Raw genomic sequence first — 26,607 nt, forward strand, 5'->3', positions numbered from 1 at the left:
CTTTAAGAAAAGACGATACTATACTTTACAAACCCAGACGTGCGAGCCTGTCTGATCGGGCTTTGCCAAGGCCGGGCTCCCTTGGCGGACGCTATTCCCAGGGCTTGCGCTAGGCGGCATGGGCTGCCCCGTCAACCCGCAACGAACGGTAGCGCTCAAACTCGACATGGGCCCTGGCCTGGGCCTCGCGCCGCGCTTCGGCCACTTCGGCGTGATTGTCGAGGAGCAGGGCCACCAGATCGGCGTCAAGGGAGCCTTGCCCGACCATGTCCCGAAGGACGCGGGCCGACTGGTCCGGGGTCATTCCAGGCCGATAGGGCCGGTCCTCGGTGATGGCTGTGAACACGTCGCACACCCCCACGATGCGGCTGCCAAGGGAAAGCGCATCGCGCTTGAGACCATGGGGATACCCCGATCCGTCGGGGCGTTCATGGTGCTGGCTGGCCCAGTCGGCGATGTCGTCAAGCCCGGGCACCGAACGCAGGATGGATTCGGAAGCGGCCGCGTGAAGGCGAACGGCCTCGAACTCCTCCTGGGTCAGGGGGCCGGGCTTGTCGAGGAGCGTCACCGGCACGGCCAGCTTGCCGATATCGTGCAGGTTGCCCGCCAGCCGAAGCCGGTCCTGGCTCTCAGGCGGCATGCCCGCCAGGGCGGCCAGCCGGGCAGAAGTCTCGGCCACGCCCAGGGAATGGGTGGCGGTATGGCGGCTGCGAAAGTCGATAATCAGGGCGAAGAAGCGGGAAAAGGGCAGCAACTGGTCATGGGAGATGAGGTCATCCGCCATGGGAAGGTCCACGGCCTCACGCACATGGGTCCAATCGCCGGAGAGCTTGTCCCAGAACTCGCTCCCGGCCGACAGGTCGAGAAACGCCTCGGCAGCCTCGCGGGCGAACACGGTACCGGCGTTGTGGCTGATGATCTGCCGGATGCGCTCCCGGACGACCCGGCGGGTTCCCACCTGATCGAGAACATCCACCCGGTCGGCGAGGTTGATGATGTTGGCCAGGAGCGCTGCGGCGGGGGTGTCGGCTTGGCCGGGACCGGGGTCGGACAGGGGCGGCAGCCTGTGCCAGGGGGTGTGGTGATGCAGGACCAGGGGTGCCACGCGGGAAAGCATGGGGTGGACCGAGAGCAGCCGGAATCCGGCTCGGGCGTGGTCGCCGTGGTCGGCCTCGAAATCGAGCCCGTCCAGGCGCAGATCCAGGGAAAATGCGCCGATGTCGTGGAGCAGCGCGGCCGTCACCAGATCGGCGGCGTCGCGCCCCTCAAGACCCATGGCGCCCCCGATGGCGGCGGCTCCGGCCCCCACCCGGCGATGGTGGCCCGTAACCGTGGAGTTGACATAGTCCAGGGCACCAGACGCCCCCTGGATGAGATCAAGAAGATGGATGTTGTTCATTGTCCTAAAAAAAGCCTTTGATGCCCGGACGGTTTCGCCCGGCTCCGGCTTGAGTGTACCCAGACCCGCGGATCGCGTCTGTCAATAAACCGCAACCCCCGGAGCCCCTCTGCTCGGCAAACGTCAGGGCTAATGGGAACCGCCCTCCCTGTCAATGGCGTTATAGCCGCCTTTTTCGCCCTGTCCCGCCCTGTCGGCACCCGCTGACGCGCAAGGGGCAAACCCCGTGCTAGCGTGGATCCATCCGTCGGAATCCCCCGGCGGATCACCGTCATCAAGGCGCCCACTGTCCGGGCGTCTCAAGGAGGAGTCATGGCCAACAGCGTCATTGAAATCTGCAACAATGCCCTGCTCGATCTGGGCGAAGACGCGATCATGTCCCTGGGCGACGAGAGCAAGGCAGCCGCCCTGTGCAATCACCGCTGGCCCGGAGTGCGCGACGCGGTGCTGCGCGCCCACCCCTGGAATTGCGCCACAGCCCAGGCCGAACTGGCCGCGGCCGCGGAATCGCCCCTGTGGAGATGGGAGTTTCGCTACACGCTGCCCGCGGATTTCCTGCGCATCGTCCGCATGGTGGGTCCGGGCGGAGCCCTGGTGCGCGACTGGGAGATACATGGCGGCAGTGTGCTGTGCAACGAAGGGGCACCGCTGTTCATCACCCATGTGCGCCGCGAGACCGACCCGCGAAGATACGACGCCCTGCTGGCCGAAGCCCTGGCAGCACGGCTGGCGGCCACCCTGGCTTACCCGCTCACGGGCTCCACCTCCCTGGCCCAGTCGTGCTGGAAGGTGTATCAGGACAAGCTGACCGAAGCACGCGGGGTGAACGCCCGTGAAGGCGTGCCCGAATCCGTGACCCCTGTGGGCTGGCTGGGGGCAAAAATCGGCCGGGGCTAAGGCCCGTGGGCCAAACACGCCTTTGCGAAACGGCAGGGGCCGCCCTCCTGGACGGCCCCTGCGACTCGCCGGTTCGGCGGTCGCTCACTGCATGCGTTTGATGAGTTCGTTGAGCTGGGCGGCCAGGGCTGCCAGCGAATCGATGGCCTCCCGCGATTCGTGCATGGCCCTGGAAGTCTCCGAGGAAATGACGTTGATCTCGTCCGTGGCCCGGTTGACCTCCTCGCTGGTTGCCGACTGCTCCTCGGCTGCGGTGGCGATGTTGCGCACCTGATCCGACGACTGCTCCACCAGGGACTGAATCTCTTCCATGGCCTGTCCGGTGCACCGGGCAAGATTGGTGCTCTCGACCACTGCCGTGACCGCCTCCTCTGTGGCGGCGATGTTGCGCCGGGCACCGGCCTGAATATCCTCCACGGCCTTGCCCACCTGCTTGGTCGCGTCCATGGTCTTCTCGGCCAGCTTGCGCACCTCGTCGGCCACCACGGCGAATCCCCGCCCCGCCTCGCCAGCCCGCGCCGCCTCAATGGCCGCGTTGAGGGCCAGCAGATTGGTCTGGTCCGCAATATCCTCGATGACCTGCATGATGGCCCCGATGCCGTCGGCCTGTCCGCCGAGCTGGGTCATGCTTTGCTTGAGCTCCTCGGACCGCCGCTCGATCTGGTTGATGGCGGCCACGACCTCGCCCACCAGCTGCGCCCCCTCCTGGGACTTCTCCTTGGCGTGGTCCGCGTTCTCGGCCGCGCTGGAGGCGTTCTTGGCCACCTCGAACACGGTGGCGTTCATCTGTTCCATGGCCGTGGCCGTCTCGGCCACGCGCTCCCGCTGCACCTCGGTACCCCGAGTGGACTGCTCCACCTGGGCCGACAGCTGTTCGGCCGCGGACGAGACCTGGGCCGCAATGGCGTCCGCCTCGTGGGCCACGGCCAGGAGCCGTTCGTGCTGCGCCTGGGTCTGGCGCTCGCCTTCCTTGATGGCGGTCATGTCCTTGATCAGGGTGAAGCCGCCGATGATGCGGCCGTCAAAGTCCTTCAGCGGGGCGCTGTCCACCACGATGTCGTAGCGGCGGCCCGAGGGGGTGGTGCCCGAGGTTTCCTGGCCCAGGAGGTTACAGTCGTCGCGCATGCACTGGTGCAGGCTGGTCTTCTTGGAGGCGTCGCCATACACGAACTTGCCAAAGGGCTGGCCGATGTATTCCTCGGGCTTGCCCGGCTTCTCGAAGAGGTCAAGCTCCTGCTGATTGATGAAGGTGATCTTTTCATCGAGGTCCATGACCACGCAGGGCACGGTCAGCCCCTTGAGCAGCCCCTCGGAGAAGCCGAGCTTGTTCTTGAGCTCGGCGGTCATGTCGCGCACGGCCTGGATGGTGTCGCCAATGGCGTCCCTGGCCGGGTATTCGATGGCCGCGTTGTAATTGCCCCGGGCTATCTCCTCGGTGAAGGCCGAAAGGGCGTGGAGCGGCCGCGTGACCAACCGGATGATCAGGGTCATGATCACGGCCAGACCCAGGATGGCCGCCGCGGCCACGCCGATATTCCAGTAAAGGATTCTCGTATCCACCCCGTGCATCATCTCGGCCCGGGTCAGGGAGAATCCGTAGCTCCAGCCCCAGGGATCGAAGCGCCTTATATAGACCTGCTTGACTTCGCCGCCGAACTCGTACTCGACAATGCCGTCCGTGGCCGCCTTGAACTTGTCCCAGAAGGGATAGTCGGTCAGGGACTTGCCCTCAAGGGTGGGGTGCATGATCAACTGGCCGGACTGATTGAAGATGAAGCCGTAGCCCTCGCCGCCCACACTGGCCGCGCCCGCTGCGTCGCGAAAGGCCGGAGAGAGGATTTCCCGGCCCACGTAGATGACGCCGATGATCCTTCCCGCCGGGTCGGTGAAGGGCTTGTAGGCGGTCTGGTACCATGCGTTGACCACATAGGCGATGCCGAAGTAGGTCTTGCCGGTCATAATGGTCTTGTAGACCGGGCTGGAGTCGGGGATGAAGGTGCCCACCGCCCGCTTGCCGTCCAGGGTCAGGACATTGGTGGAGATGCGCAAGAGCTTGCCCGGCAGCACCTGGAAGATGGTGGCCGTGCCGCCCACCCGGCGCTGGACCGCGTCCACCACGTCAAAGTTGTTGTTGACGCTCCGGTAGCCGAAGCGCATGGCAGGGATGGTCACCTGCTCGCTCTCGCGGGTGAACTGGTTGATGATGGTCATGGATACGGGCGAATCCTGATCCAGGCGCGGCGCTCCTGCCGCCTCGATGGCCTCCTCCATGAACAGGAGGTCGCCCCGGACCTTTTCCCCGAGCAGGTCCTCCTGCATTTTCATCATGTTGACGGTGCTTTCGCAGGACGCCTTCATGGAGGTCAGCCCCAGCACCTCCAGAGAATCGTTGACCTGGAAATAGGTGACGGCCGACATGGCTATGATGGCCGTGGCCACGGCGGAAAGAACCCCGATCTGCAGCTTGGCTTGAAATGGCAGGTTCCCTAAAGACACATGCCCCCCTTGATGTTGCGGTTGTCTCCGCTCGCGCCCACCACAGGCGCGAAGCTCCCATCTATTGATGGGAATTGTAAAAATTAATACCACTGATTCGTATTTTATGTCAACGGAACGGAACTCTTTTCATTGGAGAACCGAAACGACGCGGAGAAGCCGCCGAGGGTCTCTCATCGACCATGCCGCTTGCGCCACTGGGCCGGGGTCAGCTTGAGCCCGCCCTGGACCCAGAATCCACGGCCCGCCTCCCGCGCCTCGGCCTCGGCCCTGGCCAGCCGCCCCGCATGGGCCGTGTTGGGCCGCACGGGCAGGGCCAGGGCCAGCCCGGACCGGACCAGCTCCTCGTTGACCATCAGCTCTCCGGCAAAGAGGTAGGCCAGGAGGCGGCCGTAGCGGTCGCGCCGCTGCGTGTCGAATTCCAGGCGCAGCGTTTGACCGCGGCACAGCTCCGCGACATGGCCGCGAGACCGGGCACCGAACTCCTGCCGTCCCTCGGGCGCATCGATGCCGATGAGCCGGACCTCCTCCCTGCGCCCGGCCAGCTCCACCAGCAGCGAATCGCCGTCGATGACCCGGACGAGCCGAACCGCCTCGGCCCTGGCGCAGGAGCAAAGAAGCGCCAGGACCAGGATCGCCAGGGCCGTCTGCGTGGAGATGCGGCCGACATGGCCTGACACTCTGGGGTTGCGCACCAACATGCCGCCGTCATATAGGAAAGGTGACCAATGGCAAAGCGCGAAAGACAGGAGAGACAGACAGCCCATGAAACTGACCGTGCTGGTTGACAACGCCACCCTCACCGACAGCTACTATCTGGCCGAACCCGGCCTGTCCCTGCACATCGAGGACGCGGGATTGCGCCTGCTCTTTGACGCGGGCTACTCCGACGTGTTTCTGACCAACGCCCGCCGGGCCGGAATCGATCTGCTGGCCCTTGACTGGGTGGCCCTCTCCCACGGCCACCTGGACCACACATGGGGCCTCGACGCCCTCATCCGCCACCGGGTGGAGAGCGAACATCTCCTGCGCGGGAAAGAGCGGCCCCGGCTGCTGGCCCATCCCCGCGCCTTTGACTCCCGCAGCGCGGCACCGCTGCCCGAGATCGGCAGCCTGCTGGTCCGGGACAAGCTCTCGCGCCAGTTCGAGCTGGTCCTGTCCCGCGAGCCGGTCCGGCTCTCGGAATCCCTGATCTGGCTGGGCGAAATTCCCCGCAACAACGACTTCGAGCACCCTGCGCCCCTGGGCCTCCGCCCGGACGCGGACAGAGATATCCCGGATACGATCCCGGACGACACGGCCCTGGTCCATGTGGCCGCCGACGGCCTCACGGTCATCACCGGCTGCGCCCACGCGGGCGTGTGCAACACCGTGGAACATGCCCGTCGCGTCACCGGCATGGACCGGGTGCGCAACATCATCGGCGGCTTCCACCTGCTGGACGCCCCGGCCGCCCGGCTGACCGCCACGGCCGACTACCTGGCCGCCCTGCACCTCGACGCCCTCTACCCCTGCCACTGCACCGATCTGGCGGCCAAGATCGCCCTTGCCGCCCGCTGCCCCGTCCGCGAGGTGGGTTCGGGTTTGGTGCTGACGGGGTGAATGCTCCATGCTCCCAAGAGAGAATCCCTTGAAAACGCAGTCAGGATTATAGAATGGTCATTCCCAGACTGTCGAGAAAGGTGCGAGTGCCAGGCGCGAAAAAAGGGCAAGGTCGACGCGTAACACAACACGCGAGGATTTGACTTTTTTTGAAGCAACGACGCGATCGGGCCTTTCTCGAAAGTATGGGGGGCTCCCTCGCGGAAGCCCCCCGGTGTTCATGCCTGGAGGAGGTTGAAGGTTAGGCGGAAGCGGCCACCGTGACCGTGCCCGCGGTGTTGGTCGCCACCAGCAGGGTGACGGCGTCGGCCCGGGTGGGGCCGGTGCAGGCGACGATGATGTCGCCCGTGTCCAGGTTGTAGTCCTCGGCCGCCTGATCGAAGTACCCCTGGGTCTTGATGTCGGCCGCGTCGTCCTGGCTGCGGTAGACGAAGAGCTGCTGGCCGGGCACGCCGCCCATGAGCCGCATGTCCTCGCTCTGGTATCCTGCCATGATTGTCTCCTTGGTTGGGCGGGGGAGCGCATCCCCCGGTTTGGTGTTTCGCGTGGCCCGTGGCCGGGCGCGGCTAGAGGATAACCGCGTCGTCGTCGCAGCGGATCTCGATGATGCCGTCCGGGTCGATGAGGCAGGCCCCGGCACTGAGCATGTGGTCCACCAAGTGGGCGGCCTTCTCGGGCACCCAGTCCACGAACGCCTTGATCTCCTGGCCCTCGGCCAGCCCCAGGGCATTGCGGTGGTAGATGAAGCAGCTGCGGGCCCCCTCGGCCAGCGGCAGTCCGGTGTGGAACATCCAGGTGATGCCCAGCCAGGTGCGCGACTCGGTGCCGGTCAGCCAGGGATACTGCTCCCCGGCGTAGTCGCTGGACTTGAACTCCCGGATGTTCAGCAGCTCGTTCCACTGGTGCGGCCCGACCACGGCGAAGCGATGCCCGTCGTCAGCCACGTCGGCCGCGTTAAGGGTGCCGAAGGCGCGCAGGATCTTGTCCTTGGTCAGCCCGGTGCCGCCCTCCTCGATGACGTTGGCCGCGCCGCCCAGCCGACCGATGATCAGCTCGTCCACCTTGCGGCCCAGGGCCCAGGCCCCGGCCTCGGCAGCGACCTTTTTTTCGTCGTGCTTGTGCTTCAACTCGTCGAGCTTGTCGACGTACTCGGCCGCGTACCAGTCCGAGAGGGCGCACGGCACCGCGGCGTGGTCGAGGTTCATCAGCGGCACGTTGCCGTGGCGCGTCTTTCTGCCCGCCGCGCCGCGCCCCACGCGCTGAAACACGCAGGTGGAGCCGGTCACGCCGGACTGCAACCGTACCGTGTTGCGCATCTTGGAGCCGCGCTGCTGGTAGGACTGGTGCACCATCTCGGCGTACTCGGTCACAAAGGCTTTGGTAATGGTCATGGACATTGTCGTTGTTACTCCTCGTGTTGCTCTGTTTGACGATGGCCGGGTGCCCGGACATGGTCCCGATGCCGGGTGTCCGCCCTTGCGGCGCGAAACGCTCGCGGCGCAACAGCGGGCCGGAACCGGAACTCCGGGCCGGTGCCAAGACTCTAGACCCGGTTTTCCGCCCGGATCGAAACCGGGCGCCGCAGGGGCGCCGCAGGGCAAAACAGGCGCAACATTCCCCATTGACAGGGGAAGGGGGAGGGGGAGGAGAAGATTCCCGGGGATGGCGCAAAGGCCGCCCCGGAAAGCCGTGAATCAAATGCTGCTGACGAACATGGCGGTGCCGAGGACGGCGATGCTGGCGGCTCCGCAGATGGCAAGGGTGGCGTAGACAATGTTGAAGAGCCTGACGTTCCTGCCGGACATGCGCAGGGTCAACCCGCGGGCGGCCACGGCGGCCCAGGCAAAGAGGGTGGTGGTCAGGCCCATGCCCGCTGCCATGACCACCACGGCGGCGAGCCCGGCCCAGAAGAGGTTCAGGCCGATGGAAAAGGCGAGGATGACTGCGGCCCCCGGACAGGGGATAAGGCCGGTGACAAAGGAGACCATGAGCACGCGCCGGATGTTGCCGGTGTCGCCCAGGGCCTGATGGTCGATATGACAGGACGTTTCGGCCACGAGCCCGCCACGGGAGAGATCGAACAGGGTCTTGGCGGTGAGAAAGAGGCCCATGAGGGCGAGCAGGGCGTAGCTGGCCGGTTGCAGGGCGCGGCTGGCCGCCTGGAAACCGCCCATGCCCGAGGAAAAGAGCAGATAGGCCGCGCCCACGGCCACGGCGGCCGAGGCCGTGTGCACAAAGGTGATGGCGTTGCCCATGATCGCTCCCGAGAGAAAGGAACCGGGATTGCTCAGAAAATAGGAGCAAACCACGGTCTTGCCGTGCCCCGGCCCCACGGCGTGGACCACGCCGTAGACAAAGGAAAGGGCCAGGAAGGTCCACAGGGCCGGGCCCAGGGGATTGTCCTTGATCTCCGTGGCAAAGCCGTTGAGGCGGATGTTGAGTTCCTTCTGGATGGCGCGGACATGGGCCATGAGCCGCTCCACCGGGCCGGTCGGACCGGCCGCTTGCGGAACGAGGATGGGCTCCAGGGGGCTGTCCGGGGTGCCGGAGAGGACGAGATGGACGGCCTCGGGCACGATGAAATGCCAGTAGGTGTGGTCCCGTGCCGGGTGAATGGCATGGCTGACCTGCGCCGTGCCCCCGATCTCGAAGGATATGTCGTCACGCAGCAGCAGGATGTCGGTGTAGTATTCGGGGTCAAAGACCGCGGCCCGGAAATTTCTGACCTCGTCAAACCCCAGGGCCAGGGGCATGGTGAACTCGTAGATCAGGCGTCCGCTGTCGAGATCAGCCCGGAAGGCGGTGACAGCGGGGCGGATGCGGCGGCCGGCGGACTCGATCAGGGTGAAGTAGCCGTAGTTGGCGAGATAGTTGAAGGCACCCTCGCGGATGACCCGCTGTCCGGCCGGGGTGGCCAGCCCGTATCCGTCGAGACCGAGATCGGCCATGATGGCCTGGGTGAACATCTCGTCGAACAGCCAGCGTTGGCGCAGCTCGGTGAGGCCGGTTTCGTCCACGGCAAAGACGAGGGAAACATCCACATAGACGTGGGGGTGCGCCGCTGCGCGGTCGGCCGGGAACCCCAGGAAAAGGGAGAGGACGAGAAGCACCGCGGCCGCGCTCGGCTGCCGGGCCGCCAGAGCCCGGAGAGGGCGCATCGGAAATACGGTGGACCACATGACTGTTGGTTACTAGTTTACTCCCCTGCCGATGGCAAGGGCGGAGACGACCGGAAAAACGGCAGACAATATTGTCACGATGCGCAATTGCGGGTACCGTGCGTGTCGGATCGCCGTAGCACAGGAGCTTTCATGCCGAAATCCGTTTTCATTTCCCTGGCCCGATTCTCTTCCGGCCCGATCAGGCGCACTGGCGCTGCGCTGGCCGCAATGCTGCTGGTCCCGGCACTGGCCCTGCTGCCGGGCGGGATCACCCCTGTCCGGGCCGACGAAGCCCGAGTCCTGCGTCTGGCCGTGGTGGACATGGCGCCCTACGGCTTTGTCCACAATGGCGAACCGGCCGGCCTGGGGCTTGAGCTGGGCGAGCTCCTGGCGGCCGGGGCCGGGGCCGGGACAACGGCCACACTTTCCTCGCGGCGCCAAATCCTGCAAGCCCTGGCGCGTGGCGAGGCGGACATGGCCGTGCTGCCGGGCGGCCCCCCGCCCGGAAGAGGCGCAGTCAACGCAGGCCCCCTGCTCCAGTCGCAGTTCGCGGCCATTGCCCGCAGCGGCACCCCGCTCCGCTCCCGGCACGACCTTGCGGGCAAGACCGTGGCCGTGGTCCGCGACGAACCGGGCGATCCCCTGCTCTCCACCCGCCAAGGCGTGGCCCTGCTGCCCGTGCCCGACCTGTCACGCGGGCTCAAGCTGCTTCTGGCCGGAAAGGTGGATGCCGTGGCCGCAGAGCGGCTGGCCCTGCTTCACGCAGTAGACGCCCTCCATCTTCCGGCACGGGCACTGGGCTCCCCTCTGCCCCTCTCCCCGGTGCGCGTCGATCTGCTGCTCTCGCCGACCCTGAGCCCGGCCCTCCTCCAGCGGCTGGATCAAGCCCGACAGGTCCTGACCGAACGCGAGGACTTCCGGGCCACTGCGGCCCGCTACGGCCTATGATGCCGAGTCGATCCGCGCCCCTCGGCCTCGCCGGATGGAGCAATGGATTCCCCGCAAGGATGGAAAGCGGCAATGCGATGCGCGTGTCCCGCAGGGATACAATGATGATGACACGACACCGCGATTTGTGTAGGAAAAAAAGCTGGAATGAGGCGTCAACCACCCCTGGCCCCGCCCGTTAGCCGGAACCGTCAATGAGCCACGACCCATCCTCGACCAAGCGCCCCCTCCTGTCCAGCAGGTCCATCTCGCGTGACCTCACGGCCAGCTTGGTCTGTATCGTCCTGCTGGTGGCCACGGCCATGGCCGGCTACGCCTACTGGCAGCAGTTCGAAGCCATGTGGCGCAAGGCCGGGGACAAGGGCGAGGACACAATCACCAGCGTGGCGGAAATCCTGGCCGTGCCCATCTGGAACCTGGATTACGACAACGCCCGGCTCATCGGCTCTGTCTACACCCACGACGACATGGTCCAGGCCATCCGCATCTACGGCTCGCGCAACGAAGTGGTCTTTGCCCACGAGAAGTTCTCGGGTGTGCCCCCGGACTTCAGCAAGGTCCGCTCCATCGTCTTCGAAGGCCGGACCATCGGCCGCGCCGAGATAGATTTCACCCTGGCCCGCGAACAGCAGCAGCTCGAAGAGCAGATGATCGTCTCCACCCTGATCATCCTGGTGGCCATCTCGGTGATCCTGGCCATCACCGGCCTTTTGCTGCGCGTCTTCCTCAACAAGCCGCTGCATGTGCTCCAGCAGGGCATCGCCCGGGTGGCCAAGGGCGATTTTTCTTATGAATTCGGAGAGGTTCGCCACACCGAGCTGATCGAGATCGCCACCCGGTTCCGGCACATGTCTGCCGAGATCGAGGCGCGGGAGCGAAAGCTCCAGGCCATGAACAAAACCCTCCAGGAGGCCGAGGAGAAGTACCGGGGCATCTTCGAGAACTCCATCGAGGGCATCTTCCAGGCCACGCCGGACGGCGTGTTGCGCCGGGCCAACCCGGCCATGGCCCGCATCTTCGGCTACGAATCCCTGGATGAATTCCTCTCCAATGTCCGCTCCCTGGGGTCGCGCACCATGGTCAACCCGGACCGGATGCAGGATTTCTACAAACAGGTGCGCGAGCGCGGCGAGATCAAGCGTTTCGAGGCAGAATACTACCGCCGTGACGGCAAGACCATCTGGGGCTCCCTCAACGCACGGGCCATCTACGCCGACAGCGGAGAGATCGTGTTCATCGATGGCATCCTCGAGGACATTACGGACCGCAAGAAGGCCGAGCAGGATCTGGCCGACCTCAACCGCCACCTGGAGCAGCTGGTGCGCGAGCGCACCGAGGACCTTGTCAACAAGGCCCGCGAACTGGAAGAGGCCAACCAGCGGCTGCGCGAGCTCGACGAGATGAAATCCGCCTTTCTCTCCTCTGTCTCCCACGAGCTGCGCACGCCGCTGACCTCCATCCTCGGCTTTGCCAAGCTGCTGCACAAGGAATTCACCCGCAACTACCTGCCCCTGACCAGCGACCCCGCCCTGGTCAAGCGCGGCCAGCGCATCCAGAACAATCTGCTGATCATCAGCCACGAGGGCGAGCGGCTCACCCGGCTGATCAACGACGTGCTCGACCTGAACAAGATCGAGTCAGGCAGCATGGGCTGGCGCGATGTGCGGCTGAACATGGGCGAGGTGGTGGAAACAGCCGTGCAGTCCGTCACGGGCCTCTTCGCCCAGAATTCGCGGGTCCGGCTCATTGCCGAGGTGGACCCGGCCCTGCCCGTGGTCATCGCCGACCCGGACCGCATGCAGCAGGTGCTCATCAACCTGCTCAACAACGCGGCCAAGTTCACGGACGACGGCAGCGTCACGGTACGCGCCTTTCCCCGCTTCGGTCAGGTGCGGGTGGAAGTGGCCGACACCGGCCCCGGCATCCACCTCGACGACCAATCGCGCATCTTCGAAAAATTTCACCAGAGCAAGACCGCCGCTATCGGCGACCAGCCCAATGGCACGGGCCTTGGCCTGACCATCTGCCGCGAGATCGTCGAGCACTACGGCGGCCGCATCTGGGTCGAATCCGAAGTGGGCAAGGGCTCGACCTTTGTCTTCACCCTCCCCGCCGCCGCCTGAGGGAGCCGGATACCCCATAGCACACTCATCCGCATGAACGGCTTGGGCTATTCCTCCTTGCTTCAATGACAGGGAATAATGTACTCTAACCAAACATTGCTTGATATCGATTCGCTCAGAGAGCGCCTGATGACGAACTGGCTAACATTGGAAGAAACCGCCAAATATCTCAAGGTCGGCAAATCCATCCTTTACGACCTTGCCCACAAGGGGCGAGTCCCGGCTCACAAACTCGCCGAGAATGGAGATTTGACGTGGAGGAACTGGATATATGGCTGAAGTCGTACAAAGTCCGACAAACGGTGGAAGCAAAATAAACATGACCGCTTTTACGACAACACTGACCAAGAACCGGCTGCCCGCCCCCACGCCTGGCATGATCTCGTCCCGGAACCATCTGATCGAACCAAGCTACCAGGGCACGGGGATTACAACGGATTTGCGCAACCGAGCGACCGTCATCTCGTTGTTTTCGGGATGCGGCGGATTGGACTTGGGCTTTGTTGGGGGTTTTGATTTCCTCGGAACACACTACGAAAAAACACAACTCGACATTGTTTGGGCTAATGAGATAAACGCTGCGGCCTGCAGGACCTATCGGAAAAACATCGGCAATCATCTTATTGAAGGAGACGTTTGGGATGCACTCCCCACCGTCCCAGGAAATGCGGATGCCGTGATAGGCGGCTTCCCTTGCCAAGACATCTCTGTCAATGGAAAAGGGGCTGGCGTGGATGGGAAGCGTAGCGGTTTGTACCGCGCCATGGTGGAGGTAGTCGACCGCGTTCGTCCCAAAATTTTTGTGGCAGAAAACGTCAAGGGCCTGATCATGAGGCACAACGAGACCTCACTGAGACGAATTTTAAAAGACTTCGCTGAAAAGGGCTATACGGTAAGCCACCGGCTTTATCAGGCTGCGGACTATGGAGTGCCACAAACGCGAGAGCGGGTATTCATCGTAGGAACAAGGTCAGATGTTCCGGAATTCATCCATCCGGAACCTGTTTGCACCACCCACATCTCGGCCAAGGAGGCAATAGGCGACTTGGAACATCTGGAACGTACTGAAGAATTCAACCATATTTGGAGCCGTGCAAGCAAAAGTGCCGAGCAAGGAAACAGGAAGCTGATAGCCGAAAGACCTGGATACACTATCCGTGCGGAATGCCATGGGAATATCCAATTCCATTACTCCCTTCCACGGCGAATATCCATGCGGGAAGCAGCACGCTTTCAATCGTTTCCTGACAATTACCTTTTCGACGCCAAGCTACGGGAAACAGAGAGACAAGTTGGCAACGCTGTCCCGCCGGTCTTAGCCTGGCACATTGCCAAGGCTGTTGAGCTTGTCCTTGATGGCTGCCAACCATGACCCGGCAGGAGTTTGAAGCCCTGCTGAACACGATTTGCGGCGAACTGACAGCGGCAGCTCGCGAAATGTTGTTTGAAACCGCCGCAAGCTTTGAGGACGCCGTAAGGCTGGGTATCCGAAAAGCCCTAACCGACTCCTCCATAAAAATCGATTTCAAGCCGCACCCTCAGGCGTTTCCAGACATCGCTGTGGGAAATTATGGCGTTGAGGTGAAATTCACACTCAACGACACGTGGCGAAGCGTCGCCAACAGTGTTCTTGAGACAAACCGGATAGAAACTGTCAAACAAGTGTATCTGGTTTTCGGAAAAATGGGCGGTCTTCCCGAAGTACGATGGGCTGAGTATGAGCAAAGCGTTATCCACGTCCGCACTTCGCATGTTCCCCGCTTTGAAGTTGAGCTGTTCGCTCGTCGTTCTCTGTTTGAATTGATGGGCATCGGCTACGACGCGTTTCGCTCTTTGCCAATGGAAGAAAAGATGCGCCACATCCGCGCATATGCCAGGTCACGGCTCAAAAGCGGCGAACGCCTGTGGTGGTTGGAGGACTCGCCTGAAGCAGAACACGCCCTACCCATTCAGGCCCGCCTCTATACGAGCCTCTCCTCGGAAGAGAAAATAAGGCTTCGCGCAGAAGCCGCCCTTCTGTGTCCGGGAATCGTCAAATCAGGTCGCTCCAGAAACAAATACGACGATGTCGTTCTTTACTTGCTTACCTATCATGGCGTGGTCTGCCACCAAGCCAGAGACCTTTTCTCTGCAGGCAGTGTAGCCAACCCACTCAACGACGACGAAGGTGGAATATACATTGAACGAGCCCTAAAGCTTGTCGAAGACGAAATGAGGAAAGCAGCCCTCATGATGGACGACGCCTTGTTTGTTGAATATTGGGGAGAATCCGTCCCGCCCGACAAGCGTATTTCGCGGTGGCTGACCAAAGCGGATGCAATTGCCCGAGATTGGGTTCCGTCGAAAAGCCTTTTCTTGCCTGAATAGCCGCCCACGATAACGATTCTTTGTTGGCTATTGACTCCCGACAAACCGAAGACTGACTGTCATTGCCCCTCCCCGCTCACCGCCCGTCCCCTCCGGCTCCCTCGACCACGCGGCGCAGGGCGGCCTCGGCCAGGGAGCGCATCCGGTCGGAGCGGGGGCGGCCGCCGACCCGCTCCAGCAGGGCCAGATATTTGTCCAGGGCGGGCTCCATCAGCGGATGACCGGGGCCAAGAGTCGCCTCGTAGGCCCCAAGCCCCTGCTCGTAGCGCTCCACAGCCTCGTCGATGCGGCCGGCGCCGTCGAGAAAAAGGGCCAGATTGCACAGGGCCTGGGCTGTCTCGGGATGATCAGGTCCAAAGGCCCGCTCGCGCACTGCCAGACTCCGGCGGAAACAGTCCTCGGCCCTGGCCGCTTCACCAAGGGCGTCGCAGAGCAGGGCCACAGTGGTCAGGTCGGCGGCCACCTCGGGATGAGTCTCGCCCAGGACGGCTTGATTGATCTCCAGAGCCCGCTCGGCGAGGGGGAGAGCCTTGGCCGGACCGCCCGCCGCCTCGTGGAGCAGGGCCAGGTTGCCCAGGCAGGAGGCCACGCTCGGGTGGCCCTCGCCATGGGCCTTGACCAGCACACGCAGACATTCGAGAAAGTCGGCCTCGGCCTGATCCAACCGGCCGAGCCCCTGACGGACCACGGCCAGGGCATTGAGAATGGGCGCGGCGACGGGATTGTCTTCGGTAAAGATCTCCCGCTGCAGGGCAAGGCACCGGGCAAAGACGGCCTCGGCCCGCCTTAGGTCGCCAGCCGCCCAGAGCACCATGCCCAGCCCTTCGAGGTCGGCGGCGATGTCCGGGTGGGCCGGACCCTTGATGTCCACATCCACGGTCAGGGCGAGGTCCAGCAGCTCCGCTGCCTCGCCATGGCGGCCCTGCGCATGGAGCGAGAACCCGGCCTGATGCAGCACCCTGTTGGCCGCCGGGGTGCGCAGCCCCTCTTGGACCACCAGTTGGCGACAGGCGAGGATGTGCGGCATGAGCCCCTTGACCGCAGGCCAGTTGGCGGGCTCCGCATCAGGCAGCACCAGGTTGAGGCCGTACACGGCCCGACCGGCCCAGTCGAGGGTGGCGGCCTTGTCCAGGCTGGCGCGCAGCGTGTCCCTGACACCGGGCACCACCCGGTAGGTCAGCGCGTCCGGGTCCGTGACCACCAGCCCCCGGACCACCAGGGGCTCCAGAGTGGCCGTGGCCGCGAAAAAGGACGCGGCCGGATTGATCAACGAAGGATTGTGCGGCGCCCCCTCCACGGACAGGGCGAAATCATAGGGCAGCGACTCCGGGGCGAGCATGACGGCCATGAACAGGGCCTCGGCTCCGCCCGAAGCGTCGCGACCCAGCTCACTGACGGCGGCCATGATCGCGGCGGGGTCCGGGGCATGGCGGGCGGGGTCCTGGTGTTTCAAAATCACGGCTCTCTCCTTGCTTGTCCTGTTCCTATCCCGTCCGTGTCGCGAATTCAAGGACCCAGGCCGCCGCACCCGCGTTAAGCGCACCGGATTCCCGGCCGCAGGGCGTACGCCTCGCCGTGTTGCGTCCGCGTCCCTGGTTCGCCATTCTTCCCAGGCCCAGGCCCGGCGGCGATGCCTCTTGACGGGCCCGGGCCGGGACGTATATCCTACAACTGCCAAAAAGCCCTTTTCGGGCTGCTGTGCGGACCAGGGACGGTGCGCTTTGGCAGGGAGACGGACAGTGTCAACCAGCGTGACCGACTTCATCGTGGCCGGGCCTCCCGGACAGGTGACGGCGGGACCGGCCGGTTCGTTCATGGCCAGCGAGGCCGGTCGCGTTGTGACCGGCGAGCCTGGGCATGTGCCCATCGACACCACCCCGGCCCATGTTCCCATAGACACCACCCCTGCCCGCGTCCCTATCGATACCAGCCCGGCCCGGGTGCCCATCGACACCTCGGCGGCCCGCGTTCCCATCGACATCTCTCCGGCCAGCGTGACCATCGACACTTCGGCGCCCAGGATTCCCTATGGCGCTCCCTCGGCGCTGACGCCAGGGGGCATGTCTGCTCCGGGCGGCTTCTCGGGCGGCGGGGCAGGAAGTCCGGGCATCGGCCAGGGCGGCGGGGCAGCCCCCGGAATGGTTGCGGGCGGAGCAACGGTTGTTGCGGGCGGCCTTGGCGGGGGAGGCGGCACCAGCCCGGCGCATCACGTTGGCGGTGGGGGCCAAGGAGGCAGTGCCGTGGCGATCGGCGCGGGTCCGGCTTCCCTGGGCGGCAGCGGCGGAGGCGGCTTTGGCGGCCGCAGTGGCGGCGGCGGAGAACCTGTCGGCCACGGCACCGGAGGTCAGGCCGTGGCCCAGGCCACGGGAGGCGGCGGCGCGGGCGTTTCGGGCGGTTCCGGGGCCGTGAGCCCCATGTCCACTGGCTCGGGCGGGTCGTCGGCCGGGCCGTCGGGCGGGGCCAGCGTCCCCATCTCCACAGAATCAGGCAGGACAACCATTACGCCCGCCACGGGCGGAGGGTCGACCGGCGGCGGCGGTGGCGGCGGCCCTGCCACGGAACCCGGCCGGGCTTCGGAATCGGCCACCGGCCATGTGGCCATTGCCCCGGCGCTAGGCATTCAGCCCATTTCGCCAGCCGGGGCAGTGCCCATCACGCCCCAGCTCGGGTTTTCCATGCCGAGCATGGTCGGGGTGATGCCTTCGACACCCGCCGGGCAGGTCCAGGCGTTTCGCATGACCAATCCCCACGGCATGTATTTCGGCCACACCCAGAACTGGCCCAGCGACGTGTTCCAGCACACGGTCCACACCTACGGCTTCCAGCCCAGGCAGACCCTCCAGGCCCCGTGGATACCCACGGCCGACGGCTATGCCGAGCCCTTGGGCCTGCCCAGGCTCGATTTCGACGATCAGACGGGCCGTCCCATGGCCGTGGACATGTCCTCGTCCCATGTCATGAACGTGGACCAGACCCAGAACATTGAGCGCTACCACGAGGTGAACAACCGCGAGACTGTGGACGCGTACTTCGACATGTCCATGAACGCGGCGGTCCACCGCTCGGACACCACCCTCCATCAGAATTCCTACGACACCAGCACAGCCAACAGCCAGGACTTCAGCTCGGAGCGGAGCGTGGACAACTCCACAAACGTGGAGCAGGTGACCAACCAGTCCACGGTCAACGTGGAGAACCGGAGCGCGGACAACCGCCAGGAGACCCACATCGACAACAGCGTCACCGAGCACGGCTCGACCACCTATGTCGAATCCCGGGACACGACCGTCCACCACGACAATTCCGTGTCCATCAGCGCGGACAACTCGCGCACCGAGCACGCGGAGCACCGCACCAGCGTCACCGAGGTGGACAACTCGGTCAACATCCGGGAGACCAGCCACAACACCAGCTTTGTCGAGAACCGGGAAACGACCGTGGCCTATCCCGAGACGCGGCAGGTGGTGGTGGACAACTCCCAGAACCTTGTGCGCAACGTGGAGAACCGCTTTGTGGACCAGGACAACTCGGCCTTCAACATGGTCGAAGACCGCAGCGTCAGCCTCTCCACCACCCAGGACCCGGTCTACAACTTCGACAACTCCACCACCATCCACCTGACCCAGGTCATCCAGGCCCCGGAGCGCTCGGGCGGCAGCCTCTTTGTCGGCCACGCCTGACTTGGTTGGCGAGAGAAAAAAAGAGGCGCACCCGTCCATGGAGGACGGGTGCGCCGTGGTGTGTTGGTGACGATGGGTCGGGGTTAGCCCATGATCTCGACAAAGGATTCGTAGGTCAGGTTGTTGTCACCCGGCGAGGCGTCGCTGTACTCGGTGATGGTGGCCATGAGCAGGCTGGTTTCCTCAGCTGTGCCATGATCGGTGACGAAGTACAGCTTGCCGACCTCGCTATCAAGCTCGCTGGCGTAGACAAAGCCGGAAGTTTGTCCCGAACCGAACTCCACCATCCCGCTGCTGTACGTTGCCGAGACGATTGAGTCGAAGTTGTCCTCGATGAAAACGCCGTTCGTGAAGAAGTGGGCGAAGGCCATGTGGTTCAGGCCGATATAGTCCTCGCCAGCCTTGAAGTCCGTGATGGTGTCCCCGCCCTCAAGGGGGTTCATGTACGCGAAGGTGTCGCTGCCGCCTCCGCCGGTCAACAGGTCAGCGCCTTGGCCGCCGAAGAGGATGTTGATATCGCCGTTGCCAATGATGGTGTCGTCGAAACTCGAACCGATGACGCCGTTTATGCCCGACAGCGAATCCGTGTTGTCCCAGCCGTCGTAGGCATAGCCGTCGGATAGGTTGACTTCCACGCCTGACGGGTCGTCCGCGTAGGAGGCGTAGTCAAAGCCGTCGCCGCCGATGAGGATGTCGTCGCCCTGGTCGCCGATGAGGGTGTCATTGCCGAGTCCGCCCTGGATTTCGTCGTCGCCGTCGTTGCCCACCAGCAGGTCTGCGTAATCGCTGCCGATGAGGGTGTCGTCGAAATCAGATCCCACAACAGACTGGATGCCGTTAAGGGTGTCGGTGCCCCCCCAACCGTCGGAGGCCGTGCCGCCTGCGAGATTGACGTTCACACCACTCGGAACATCGTCGTAGGACACGGTGACATGACCGCCGTTGCCGTTGAAGATGTCGTTCCCGGCCCAGCCCCGGAACTCAATGGCGACTCCGGGTGTGCCGGTGAAGGTGTCGTCCCCTACCGTGCCCTCGATGGCCTGGACGCCGATGAGGGTGTCGGTCCAGTTCGAGCCCGCAACCTCCCAGTGCGCGCTGTTCCAGATGACGGTGATGCCGACTCCATCGACGAGTTGGTCCAGCGCCCAGTAGGTCACATTGGTCCAGCCGTCGCCGCTGCCGGTCACGGTATCGTTGCCCATGCCGGGCATGACCTCAAAGTCGCCCTCGCCGGTGAAGCTGAAGGAGTCGTGATGGGGCGAGCCCCAGATCATGTCGATTTTGGAGAGGGTGTCGTTGCCTGCTCCGCCGATCTGAACCGTGCCGTTGCCGTAGTTGTCGAGGGTGGCGATGATGCCTACAGCGGCGTATTCATAGGAGGCCACGTCAAAGCCGGTGCCCGCATCCGGGTCGTGCTCGGAGCCGCCGTCAACCTCGTTGGACCCGCCGCCGTAGAAGAAGACGTTGATGGGGTCGCCGTTGCCGAGGAAGGTGTCGTTGCCGCTCGTGCCCATGACCGCGTTGATGCCCACCAGGGTGTCGTTGATGCCGCTGCCCGTGACCGTGCCCGAAACGAGGTTAACGTTGATGCCGCTGGTTTCGTTTGCGTAGGAGGCCACGTCGAACAGACGCCTGATCGGGTCGTCGCCGCCGCCGACGATGGAGTTGTTGCCCTTGCCGCCTTCAAGCCAGTCCTGCCCGTCGCCGCCGATGAGGGTGTCGTTGCCAGCGCCGCCGACGATGGAGTCGTTGCCGTTTGAGCCGATGATGTATTGCTTGAAACTTGAAATGTCTTCGCCATTCCAAACCAAGTTGTAGCCTAAGCCTTCGATGTGTTGCGCATTGAGGGTGAAGATGGACCCCGGGTCGGCCAGAGCGTCGTGGCCCGTGAGCCAGGTCGCCGCATCGCCTAAGATGATGTGCTCAATGCCGGTGACGTTGGTCAGCGGCATGGTGTCGTCAACGAAGGTGAATTCCAGGGTGTCGCAGCCCGCGCCGCCGCTGATGGTGTCGTTCTGATCCAGGAAGGTGGACATGATAAAGCGGTCCTTGCCCGCGCCCCCTTCAAAGTAGTTGTTCGCGTCATCCTGCCCGGTGAAGATGTCGTTGTGTGCCGAGCCGATGAATGCCGTGATGTCTATATACCTATCCCCCGCGGCGTATTCGCCCGAGCCTTCGCGATAATTTTCCCCAAGGTCAAGATTGACGCTCACGCCCGCTGTGGACGCGCTGTAGTCCACGGTAACGTCGCCCGCACTGCCGTTAAAGGTTTCCGCCGTGGCCGATGCCTTGACAAGGTCGTTGCCGCCAGTCGACGTGACGGTGATTCTGTTTCCCGTCAGATTCCAGTTGGTTCCGAAGCTCAAGGCGGACAGGTCGATGGTGTCACCGCCCGATGTGTCTTGAATGGTGATGGTGACCGATGTGCCAGGACTCGCCGTATTCATTGACCATGCTTCCAGCTGGTCTGATTTGAAGGAGGCCGAGACACTGCTGCCCTCAAAGAGGACCACGCTGATGCCCGCCACGGTGGCGGCGAAAAAGCTCGCGGAGTTTGTGCTGATCTTCAGGGTGTTGGTGCCCGTGCCGCCGTCAAAGACCGAGCCGGTCTCCACCGGGGCGGAGATGACGATGGTGTCGTTGCCCGCGCCGCCGTGGATGGTGTCCTGGCCGCCGCCGCTGATGAGGATGTCGTTGCCGTCGCCGCCGTCGATGGAGTCGTTGCCCGTGCCGCCGACGATGGAGTCGTGGCCCGCGCCGCCCTCGAAGCGTTCGCTGGCCGAGGTGCCGGTCAGGCTGTCGGCGTAGGCCGAGCCGATGATGCCCTTGAAGGTGCCCGAGGCAAGGGTGTCGCCCTGTGCGTGGCCGCCCGAGGCCGTGTTGGCGGCCAGGTTGATGTTCACCCCTGCCGTGCTTGAGGCATAGGACAGGGTGTTGAATCCTCCGGTGCCGCCGCTCAAATTGTCCGCGCCCGCGCCGCCCTGAATGGTGTCGTTGCCGCCGCCGCCGACGAGGGTGTCGTTGCCAGCGCCGCCGATGATGTGCTGGGCCTGGGTTGCGCCCGAGCCGTCGTAGTTCAGGGTTTTGGGCGAGGTGATGGCCGAGCCGTTGATGGTGATGGTGCCTGTTCCGGTCGGGCTGTAGACGAGGCTCGTGCTGGCGTTGCCGAGGATGATATGTTCGATGTTGGTGACGCTGTTCAACGCTGTGGTGTTTTCGGTGTTGCCCGTGAAATAGAGGGAGTCGTCGCCCGCGCCGCCGTCGATGAAATCGTCCGCGGTCAGTTGCGTGCCCATGGAGAAGCGGTCGTTGCCGCTGCCGCCGGTCATGGAGTCGTTGCCTACGCTGGTGCCGAAGAAGACGTTGTTGCCCCCGGTGCCAAACAGGGTGTCGTTGCCCGCGCCGCCGAACAGGGTATCATTTCCGCTGCCGCCGACGATGAAGTCGTTGCCGCCCGAGCCGACGATGAACTGGCTGAAGCTCGAGATGCTGACGCCGTCCCAACTGAAGAAAATGCCGTGGTAATCTTCTGGATCGATGCCCGAGGCGTCGATGGAGAAGGTGGCCGCACCGGCCAACCCGTTATGGCCCATGAGCGCTGTCTGGGTGCTGCCGAGCTGGATGTGCTCGATGCCGGTGACGTTGGTGAGCGACAAGGTGTCGTTCTCATATGTGCCGTCAAAGGCCAGGGTGTCGGTGCCCGCCCCGCCGTCGATGGTGTCGTACGGGCTCAGGGGGCCGAGCATGTAGGAGTTGAATTCGCTCTCGTAGTGGCCCACGGCAAGGTAGTCGTTGCCGCACATGCCGTTTAGGGTGTTGTACCCCATGCCGCCGTAGAGGCTGTCGCCCTGGGCCGAGCCGGTGATGTGGTTGTCGTGGTGGGCGCTGCCATAGACCGTGCGGATGGCGTAGGTGGTGGTGTCCGTGCTGGTCAGGGTCACGCGGGAGAGTTGGTCGCCGGTGATTTCATAGTAGACCGGGGACTCCTGAAGGTTGACGGTCAGGTTCGCGTCCCATTCGGAAAGATCAAGAGTGGTGACCACCGCCGGTTGCGCCGGGGTCGTGTCGGGCGGGGTTTCGTCGCCCTCGTCGCCGGTGCCAGTACCCCCGGTCTGGGCGGGGGGTGGCGGCGGAGGCGGGGGTGGCGGCGCGGCCGGTTTGGGTGGCTGGGCACCCGGTCCCTGGCCTTGTCCCTGGCCCTGGCCCACGCCAGCGCCGGTATCGAAAACGCCGCCCTGGTTCTGGCCGACGCCCTGACCCGGCCCTTGTCCCTGGCCCTGTGTCAGTTGTTCAGGTTCGCCGCCCTGTTCTTCTGCGCCTTCCTGTTCCTCTCCCTGCTCGCCCTGGGCTTCCTGTCCCTGTTCCTCTGCCTGTTCGCCCTGGGTTTCCTGCCCCTCTCCCTGCTCTTGTCCGCCTTCGTCGTTCTGGGAGCCGGATTCGTCCTGTCCTCCCTCGTCCTGATCACCCTGGTCGTCCGAGCCGTCAAGGCTCGGCGCGGCCTGCTGCAGCGACTGGGACGAGAGCTGCTCGAACTGGGCCAGCTCTGCCTGGGAGGCCATGAAGACCGGGCTTAGGCCGCCGGGCGTGGCCGTGACCATGCCGCCGTCCTGGGTGATGATGGCCACCGGGCCGCCGGCAATGGGCCGGATGATCACGGGCTTGTCCACAAAATCGACCACAACGTGGTTCTCGGGCTGGCCCGGAACGATCTTGTGGCCGGTGGTGGTGCCCCGGATGCCGATGGTGGCCAGCGGGGTTTCGAGGCTGAAGCCCTCGGGGTTCATGTCCACGATCTCGCCCGTGACCGAGCGGAAAGTGCCCTGGACGAGCTTGATGGTCATCTCCCCGGCGCTCTGGGCCGGGTTGAAGACGTAGGTGTCGAGGACCACCGAGGAGTTCGGCCCCTGGGAGAGGACTGCGCCGTCGGCGAACTTGATCTCCACGGCCGAGGCGCCGCCCTTGGTGGTGATGATTTCATCGACAAAGACCGGGCTCTGGGGAGCCAGGTCCCGTACCCCGTCCGGTCCTTCCGCGGTGGCGGTGCCATAGGCTATGGTCACCACGCCGATCTGAGTGGCTTCAGGCATGCGTCATCCCCTTGTGCGCGATGAGCTAGATATATTCTTAATATATCGCGTAGCATCTTCCCGGGGTTGCGGCAAGAATTTTCAGGGCTTTTCCCGCGGCCTCCGCCTACAACGCAACTCTCTGGAAAAACGCCAAAACAAGGGCAGCCACGAGATCATGGCGACCTATCGGGCTCCACGGCCATGGCCGCAGCCTGAAGCACCCACGCCTCTTTGAACCCGAAGAGCCGGGCGAAGCGGAAGAGCCGGGGGTCGTATCCGTCAGGGCCGACGGCACGCAGGCCCAGGACGCGACGCTTGCCCAAGCGGACGGCCTCGGTGCGCAGCCAGTCGGCATCGGCGGCCAGCCTGCGTCTGGTCAGCGGCCCCCAGCGGATCAGGGTCAGGTGCAGCTCAAGGTCGCTCCCGCGCTCGGCCAGGGCCGCATGGCCGTAGGCCTCCCCCTGGTGGTGCAGCTCAAGCCAGCGGTATCCGTCGTCAGGGATATGGGCCATGCACTCGGGCCGCAGCGCACATTCACGAACGCTCATGCGTCCTCCCGAAGGGGTCGTATTCGTTGACGGCCCGTGGCGGCCGGGGGCCGCCTCCGGGCTGGCGGAAGCCCACGGCCAGATAGCGGAAGGCATCCACCGCGTGACTGGTCCAGTCGTGCACCGGCCGGGACGAGAAGTCGTTCATGCGCTCGTTGAAGGCGCGGCGGTAATGGCGCAGGGCCTCCAGCCCCGGCGCACAGCGGACCGCGTCGAACCAGCACAGGGGCAGCATGGCCCGCACCGCGTTGATGCCGTCCTGGACCGGGATGTTGGGCGCGATGTCGAAGCGGATGCCCAGGCTGCGGGCGATCTCGAGTCGCGACTTGCCCGTGCCCAGTTCGCGCACCCGGATGTCGTGGGGCGCGATGTGAGTCCCGTAGGCATAACGGCGCTCGTCCAGGACGCGGGCATAGTGGTCGAGTCCTTCGCCGCTGGCCTCAACGTAGTCGATGACGGCAAAGGTGTTGCCCGGCCGGGCCTGGAAGAACCAGATGGCCGTGGAGTCGCTCATGCCCAGGTCCCAGGCCGTGTGGACGGGCAGAGCCGGATCGCAGGGGACCGCGATGATGCGTCCGGTCTTTTCCGCCTCGCCCACCAGCGCCCCGAAGTACGCGCCGCGGATGGCCGCCGTGAAGGAACACTCGAACTCCTGCTCGTACTCCTCGGGCGACATCTCCCGTGCAGCTGCGGCCAGCTCCCCGGCCTCGATGATGCGGGTCTGGGAGGCGCGGTACATGGCCGCGAACCAGTCCGGGTCTCTCTGCGCATCGCGCCAGAGCCGGTAGAGGGCGTTCTTGCCGCGGGGCGTGCCGATGAACATGGCCCAGCCCATGCGGTCGGCCAGGGCCGGACGGATCACCTCGGTCCAGACGCGGTGTGGCATCTGGGCCACCTCGTCAAAGACCGCGCCGTCAAGATACATGCCCCGCAGGGAGTCCGGGTTCTCGGCCCCGAAGAGGCGGATGCGCGCCCCGTTGTCGAAGTCGGCCCGAAGTTCGGTCTCGTGGAATTTCACGGTGCAGCCGTCAAGGCCCAGGCCGCAATATCGCTTGAGTTCATCCCAGACCACGGTTTTGGCCTGCTTGTAGAGGGGCGCGATGTATGCCCCGCGCCAGTCGGGGCGGCGCGTCTCCCTGGCCGCCCGGATAAGCCGGTTGACCGAGAGCACTGTCTTGCCGAAGCGGCGGTGGCACACCAGCACCGAGAAGCGGGCCAGACCGGCCTCGATTTCGGCCTGAAGGGGCCTTGGGGTATAGAGTTCCCGTGTCACGCTGTGATTCCTCATATTGACGGGCAGGACAGGCGCGGGTATTTCGGGACCATGCGCCATGCCAACCCGGTTGTGTTTCTTGTCTTTCTTCTGCTCGTCCAGACGGGCTGTCTGGCCACGTCGGTCCAACCCCGGCCGACCCTGACCGACCACGAGATCGCGACCCAGCGGCGCGAGGCCATGGCCGCCGCGGCCCTGAACAAGGCCGTGCAGCTTTACCACAACGGCGAATACCTGGACGACGACATGGCCCTGGGCTACCTCGACGAGGCCGTTGAACTCGACCCCGATCTGGTCCTGGCCCGCTACCACCGGGCGCTGCTGCTCCTCGGCCACGGCCAGATGGACGAGGCCGAGGCCGATGTGCGGCACGCCCTCGACATCCGGCCCGACCATATCCAGGCCCGGTTCGCCCTGGGCTACATTCTCTTCCGACGCGAAGCCTGGCCCGATGCGGTGCGCGAGCTGTCGCGGGTGCTCGATCAGGACGACTCGGTGTCCGAGGCCCTGGCCCTGCGGGGCACGGCCTATGCCCGGCTCGGCAGGGCCGACGACGCGGTCCACGACCTGGACAGGGCCATCGCCATCAATCCCGCGCATTTCGAAGCCTATTTCAATCGCGGGCTGGCCCGTCTGGCCCTGGGCGACGACGAGGCCGCCCTCCACGACCTGACCCAGGCCCTGTCCCTCAACTCACAGTCCCTGCCGGCGCTCATGGCCCGCGGGGAGGTGGCCATGCGGCTGGGCGACTACCCCAGGGCCGAGGCCGACTACCGCCGCGCCCTGGTCCTGGCCCCCTCGGACAGCGGCCTGTACTCCCTGCTGGCCGAGGCGTACGCCGGGAGCGGGGACTACCCCGCCGCTGCCGACGCGGCCCGCAGAGCCCTCGGGCTGGCGCGGGCCGAGGGGGACGACCGCGCTGCCGCAGCCTACCAGGAGCAGGCCGCAGGTTACGCGGGCAGGCCCAAGGTTGTTGTCCCGCCCAAGCCCGAGCCCGAGCCCGAGCCGCCGCACGAACCCGCGCCGGACGAGATCACGCCCTAG

At 64.7% G+C, this 26,607-nt stretch carries 19 protein-coding genes; 9 read left to right on the top strand and 10 right to left on the bottom strand.

What is annotated here, in order from left to right:
* Positions 1 to 109 precede the first annotated feature (109 nt).
* Positions 110 to 1,399, bottom strand: coding sequence for an HD-GYP domain-containing protein (locus GKC30_RS06265; RefSeq protein ID WP_155933167.1), 1,290 nt, complete (start codon positions 1,397 to 1,399; stop codon positions 110 to 112).
* A gap of 312 nt (positions 1,400 to 1,711) precedes the next feature.
* On the opposite strand from GKC30_RS06265, the gene GKC30_RS06270 reads away from it, so the two are divergent.
* The gene (locus GKC30_RS06270; RefSeq protein WP_155933169.1) at positions 1,712 to 2,296 is read left to right on the top strand and encodes a phage connector family protein; all 585 of its coding nucleotides are present in this window, start codon (positions 1,712 to 1,714) and stop codon (positions 2,294 to 2,296) included.
* A gap of 84 nt (positions 2,297 to 2,380) precedes the next feature.
* Here GKC30_RS06270 and GKC30_RS06275 read toward each other — a convergent pair whose 3' ends face one another.
* Both GKC30_RS06275 and GKC30_RS06280 read right to left on the bottom strand, forming a co-directional pair.
* The gene (locus GKC30_RS06275) at positions 2,381 to 4,792 is read right to left on the bottom strand and encodes a methyl-accepting chemotaxis protein (RefSeq protein ID WP_367614007.1); all 2,412 of its coding nucleotides are present in this window, start codon (positions 4,790 to 4,792) and stop codon (positions 2,381 to 2,383) included.
* 173 nt (positions 4,793 to 4,965) lie between these two features.
* On the bottom strand, positions 4,966 to 5,493 hold the full coding sequence (locus GKC30_RS06280) for a thermonuclease family protein (protein WP_155933171.1): 528 nt from the start codon (positions 5,491 to 5,493) through the stop codon (positions 4,966 to 4,968).
* A gap of 64 nt (positions 5,494 to 5,557) precedes the next feature.
* Here GKC30_RS06280 and GKC30_RS06285 point away from each other — a divergent pair, with 64 nt between their 5' ends.
* The gene (locus tag GKC30_RS06285; RefSeq protein ID WP_155933174.1) at positions 5,558 to 6,394 is read left to right on the top strand and encodes an MBL fold metallo-hydrolase; all 837 of its coding nucleotides are present in this window, start codon (positions 5,558 to 5,560) and stop codon (positions 6,392 to 6,394) included.
* Positions 6,395 to 6,635: 241 nt separating this feature from the next.
* On the opposite strand, the gene GKC30_RS06290 is transcribed toward GKC30_RS06285, so the two are convergent.
* The 3 genes from GKC30_RS06290 to GKC30_RS06300 all read right to left on the bottom strand — a co-directional run bounded on the left by GKC30_RS06290 (position 6,636) and on the right by GKC30_RS06300 (position 9,573).
* Positions 6,636 to 6,887 carry a hypothetical protein gene (locus GKC30_RS06290; RefSeq protein ID WP_155933176.1) on the bottom strand — a complete coding sequence of 84 codons (252 nt, stop codon included), beginning with the start codon at positions 6,885 to 6,887 and terminating at the stop codon, positions 6,636 to 6,638.
* Between the two features lie 73 nt (positions 6,888 to 6,960).
* Positions 6,961 to 7,791, bottom strand: coding sequence for a phage capsid protein (locus GKC30_RS06295; RefSeq protein WP_155933178.1), 831 nt, complete (start codon positions 7,789 to 7,791; stop codon positions 6,961 to 6,963).
* A gap of 297 nt (positions 7,792 to 8,088) precedes the next feature.
* Positions 8,089 to 9,573, bottom strand: coding sequence for a HoxN/HupN/NixA family nickel/cobalt transporter (locus GKC30_RS06300; RefSeq protein WP_231117067.1), 1,485 nt, complete (start codon positions 9,571 to 9,573; stop codon positions 8,089 to 8,091).
* A 132-nt stretch (positions 9,574 to 9,705) separates the two neighbouring features.
* Between GKC30_RS06300 and GKC30_RS06305 the strand changes: the two genes are divergently transcribed.
* The 5 genes from GKC30_RS06305 (at position 9,706) to GKC30_RS06325 (ending at position 14,993) form a co-directional block, all read left to right on the top strand.
* Positions 9,706 to 10,503: a substrate-binding periplasmic protein gene (locus tag GKC30_RS06305; RefSeq protein WP_155933180.1), complete on the top strand. Its 798-nt coding sequence runs from the start codon at positions 9,706 to 9,708 to the stop codon at positions 10,501 to 10,503.
* A gap of 194 nt (positions 10,504 to 10,697) precedes the next feature.
* Positions 10,698 to 12,626: a sensor histidine kinase gene (locus GKC30_RS06310; protein WP_155933182.1), complete on the top strand. Its 1,929-nt coding sequence runs from the start codon at positions 10,698 to 10,700 to the stop codon at positions 12,624 to 12,626.
* Between the two features lie 129 nt (positions 12,627 to 12,755).
* Positions 12,756 to 12,905, top strand: a complete 150-nt coding sequence (locus tag GKC30_RS15215) for an excisionase family DNA-binding protein (protein WP_231117076.1) — start codon at positions 12,756 to 12,758, stop codon at positions 12,903 to 12,905.
* Positions 12,898 to 13,998 (top strand): DNA cytosine methyltransferase, encoded by a 1,101-nt coding sequence (locus GKC30_RS06320; RefSeq protein WP_155933184.1) that lies wholly within the window; start codon positions 12,898 to 12,900, stop codon positions 13,996 to 13,998. The genes GKC30_RS15215 and GKC30_RS06320 overlap by 8 nt, the downstream gene beginning before the upstream one ends.
* Complete coding sequence (locus GKC30_RS06325) at positions 13,995 to 14,993, top strand: restriction endonuclease (RefSeq protein ID WP_155933186.1); 999 nt, start codon at positions 13,995 to 13,997, stop codon at positions 14,991 to 14,993. Before GKC30_RS06320 ends, GKC30_RS06325 begins: the two co-directional genes overlap by 4 nt.
* A 76-nt stretch (positions 14,994 to 15,069) precedes the next feature.
* Here the strand turns inward: GKC30_RS06325 and GKC30_RS06330 are convergent, their stop codons facing one another.
* A complete protein-coding gene (locus GKC30_RS06330) occupies positions 15,070 to 16,452 on the bottom strand; it encodes a tetratricopeptide repeat protein (RefSeq protein WP_367614008.1) in 1,383 nt (460 codons plus the stop codon).
* 280 nt (positions 16,453 to 16,732) lie between these two features.
* On the opposite strand from GKC30_RS06330, the gene GKC30_RS06340 reads away from it, so the two are divergent.
* Positions 16,733 to 18,673 (top strand): hypothetical protein, encoded by a 1,941-nt coding sequence (locus tag GKC30_RS06340; protein WP_196772830.1) that lies wholly within the window; start codon positions 16,733 to 16,735, stop codon positions 18,671 to 18,673.
* Between the two features lie 83 nt (positions 18,674 to 18,756).
* Here the strand turns inward: GKC30_RS06340 and GKC30_RS15135 are convergent, their stop codons facing one another.
* From GKC30_RS15135 to GKC30_RS06355, 3 genes are all read right to left on the bottom strand, one after another.
* The gene (locus GKC30_RS15135) at positions 18,757 to 23,760 is read right to left on the bottom strand and encodes a FecR domain-containing protein (RefSeq protein WP_155933190.1); all 5,004 of its coding nucleotides are present in this window, start codon (positions 23,758 to 23,760) and stop codon (positions 18,757 to 18,759) included.
* 155 nt (positions 23,761 to 23,915) lie between these two features.
* Complete coding sequence (locus GKC30_RS06350; RefSeq protein WP_155933192.1) at positions 23,916 to 24,290, bottom strand: hypothetical protein; 375 nt, start codon at positions 24,288 to 24,290, stop codon at positions 23,916 to 23,918.
* Positions 24,277 to 25,563, bottom strand: a complete 1,287-nt coding sequence (locus GKC30_RS06355) for a terminase large subunit domain-containing protein (protein ID WP_367614009.1) — start codon at positions 25,561 to 25,563, stop codon at positions 24,277 to 24,279. Before GKC30_RS06355 ends, GKC30_RS06350 begins: the two co-directional genes overlap by 14 nt.
* Before the next feature lie 51 nt (positions 25,564 to 25,614).
* Here GKC30_RS06355 and GKC30_RS06360 point away from each other — a divergent pair, with 51 nt between their 5' ends.
* Entirely contained in the window at positions 25,615 to 26,607 is a 993-nt protein-coding gene (locus GKC30_RS06360) for a tetratricopeptide repeat protein (protein WP_155933196.1), read from the top strand.

The sequence above is a fragment of the Pseudodesulfovibrio alkaliphilus genome (assembly GCF_009729555.1).
Taxonomy (GTDB): domain Bacteria; phylum Desulfobacterota; class Desulfovibrionia; order Desulfovibrionales; family Desulfovibrionaceae; genus Pseudodesulfovibrio; species Pseudodesulfovibrio alkaliphilus.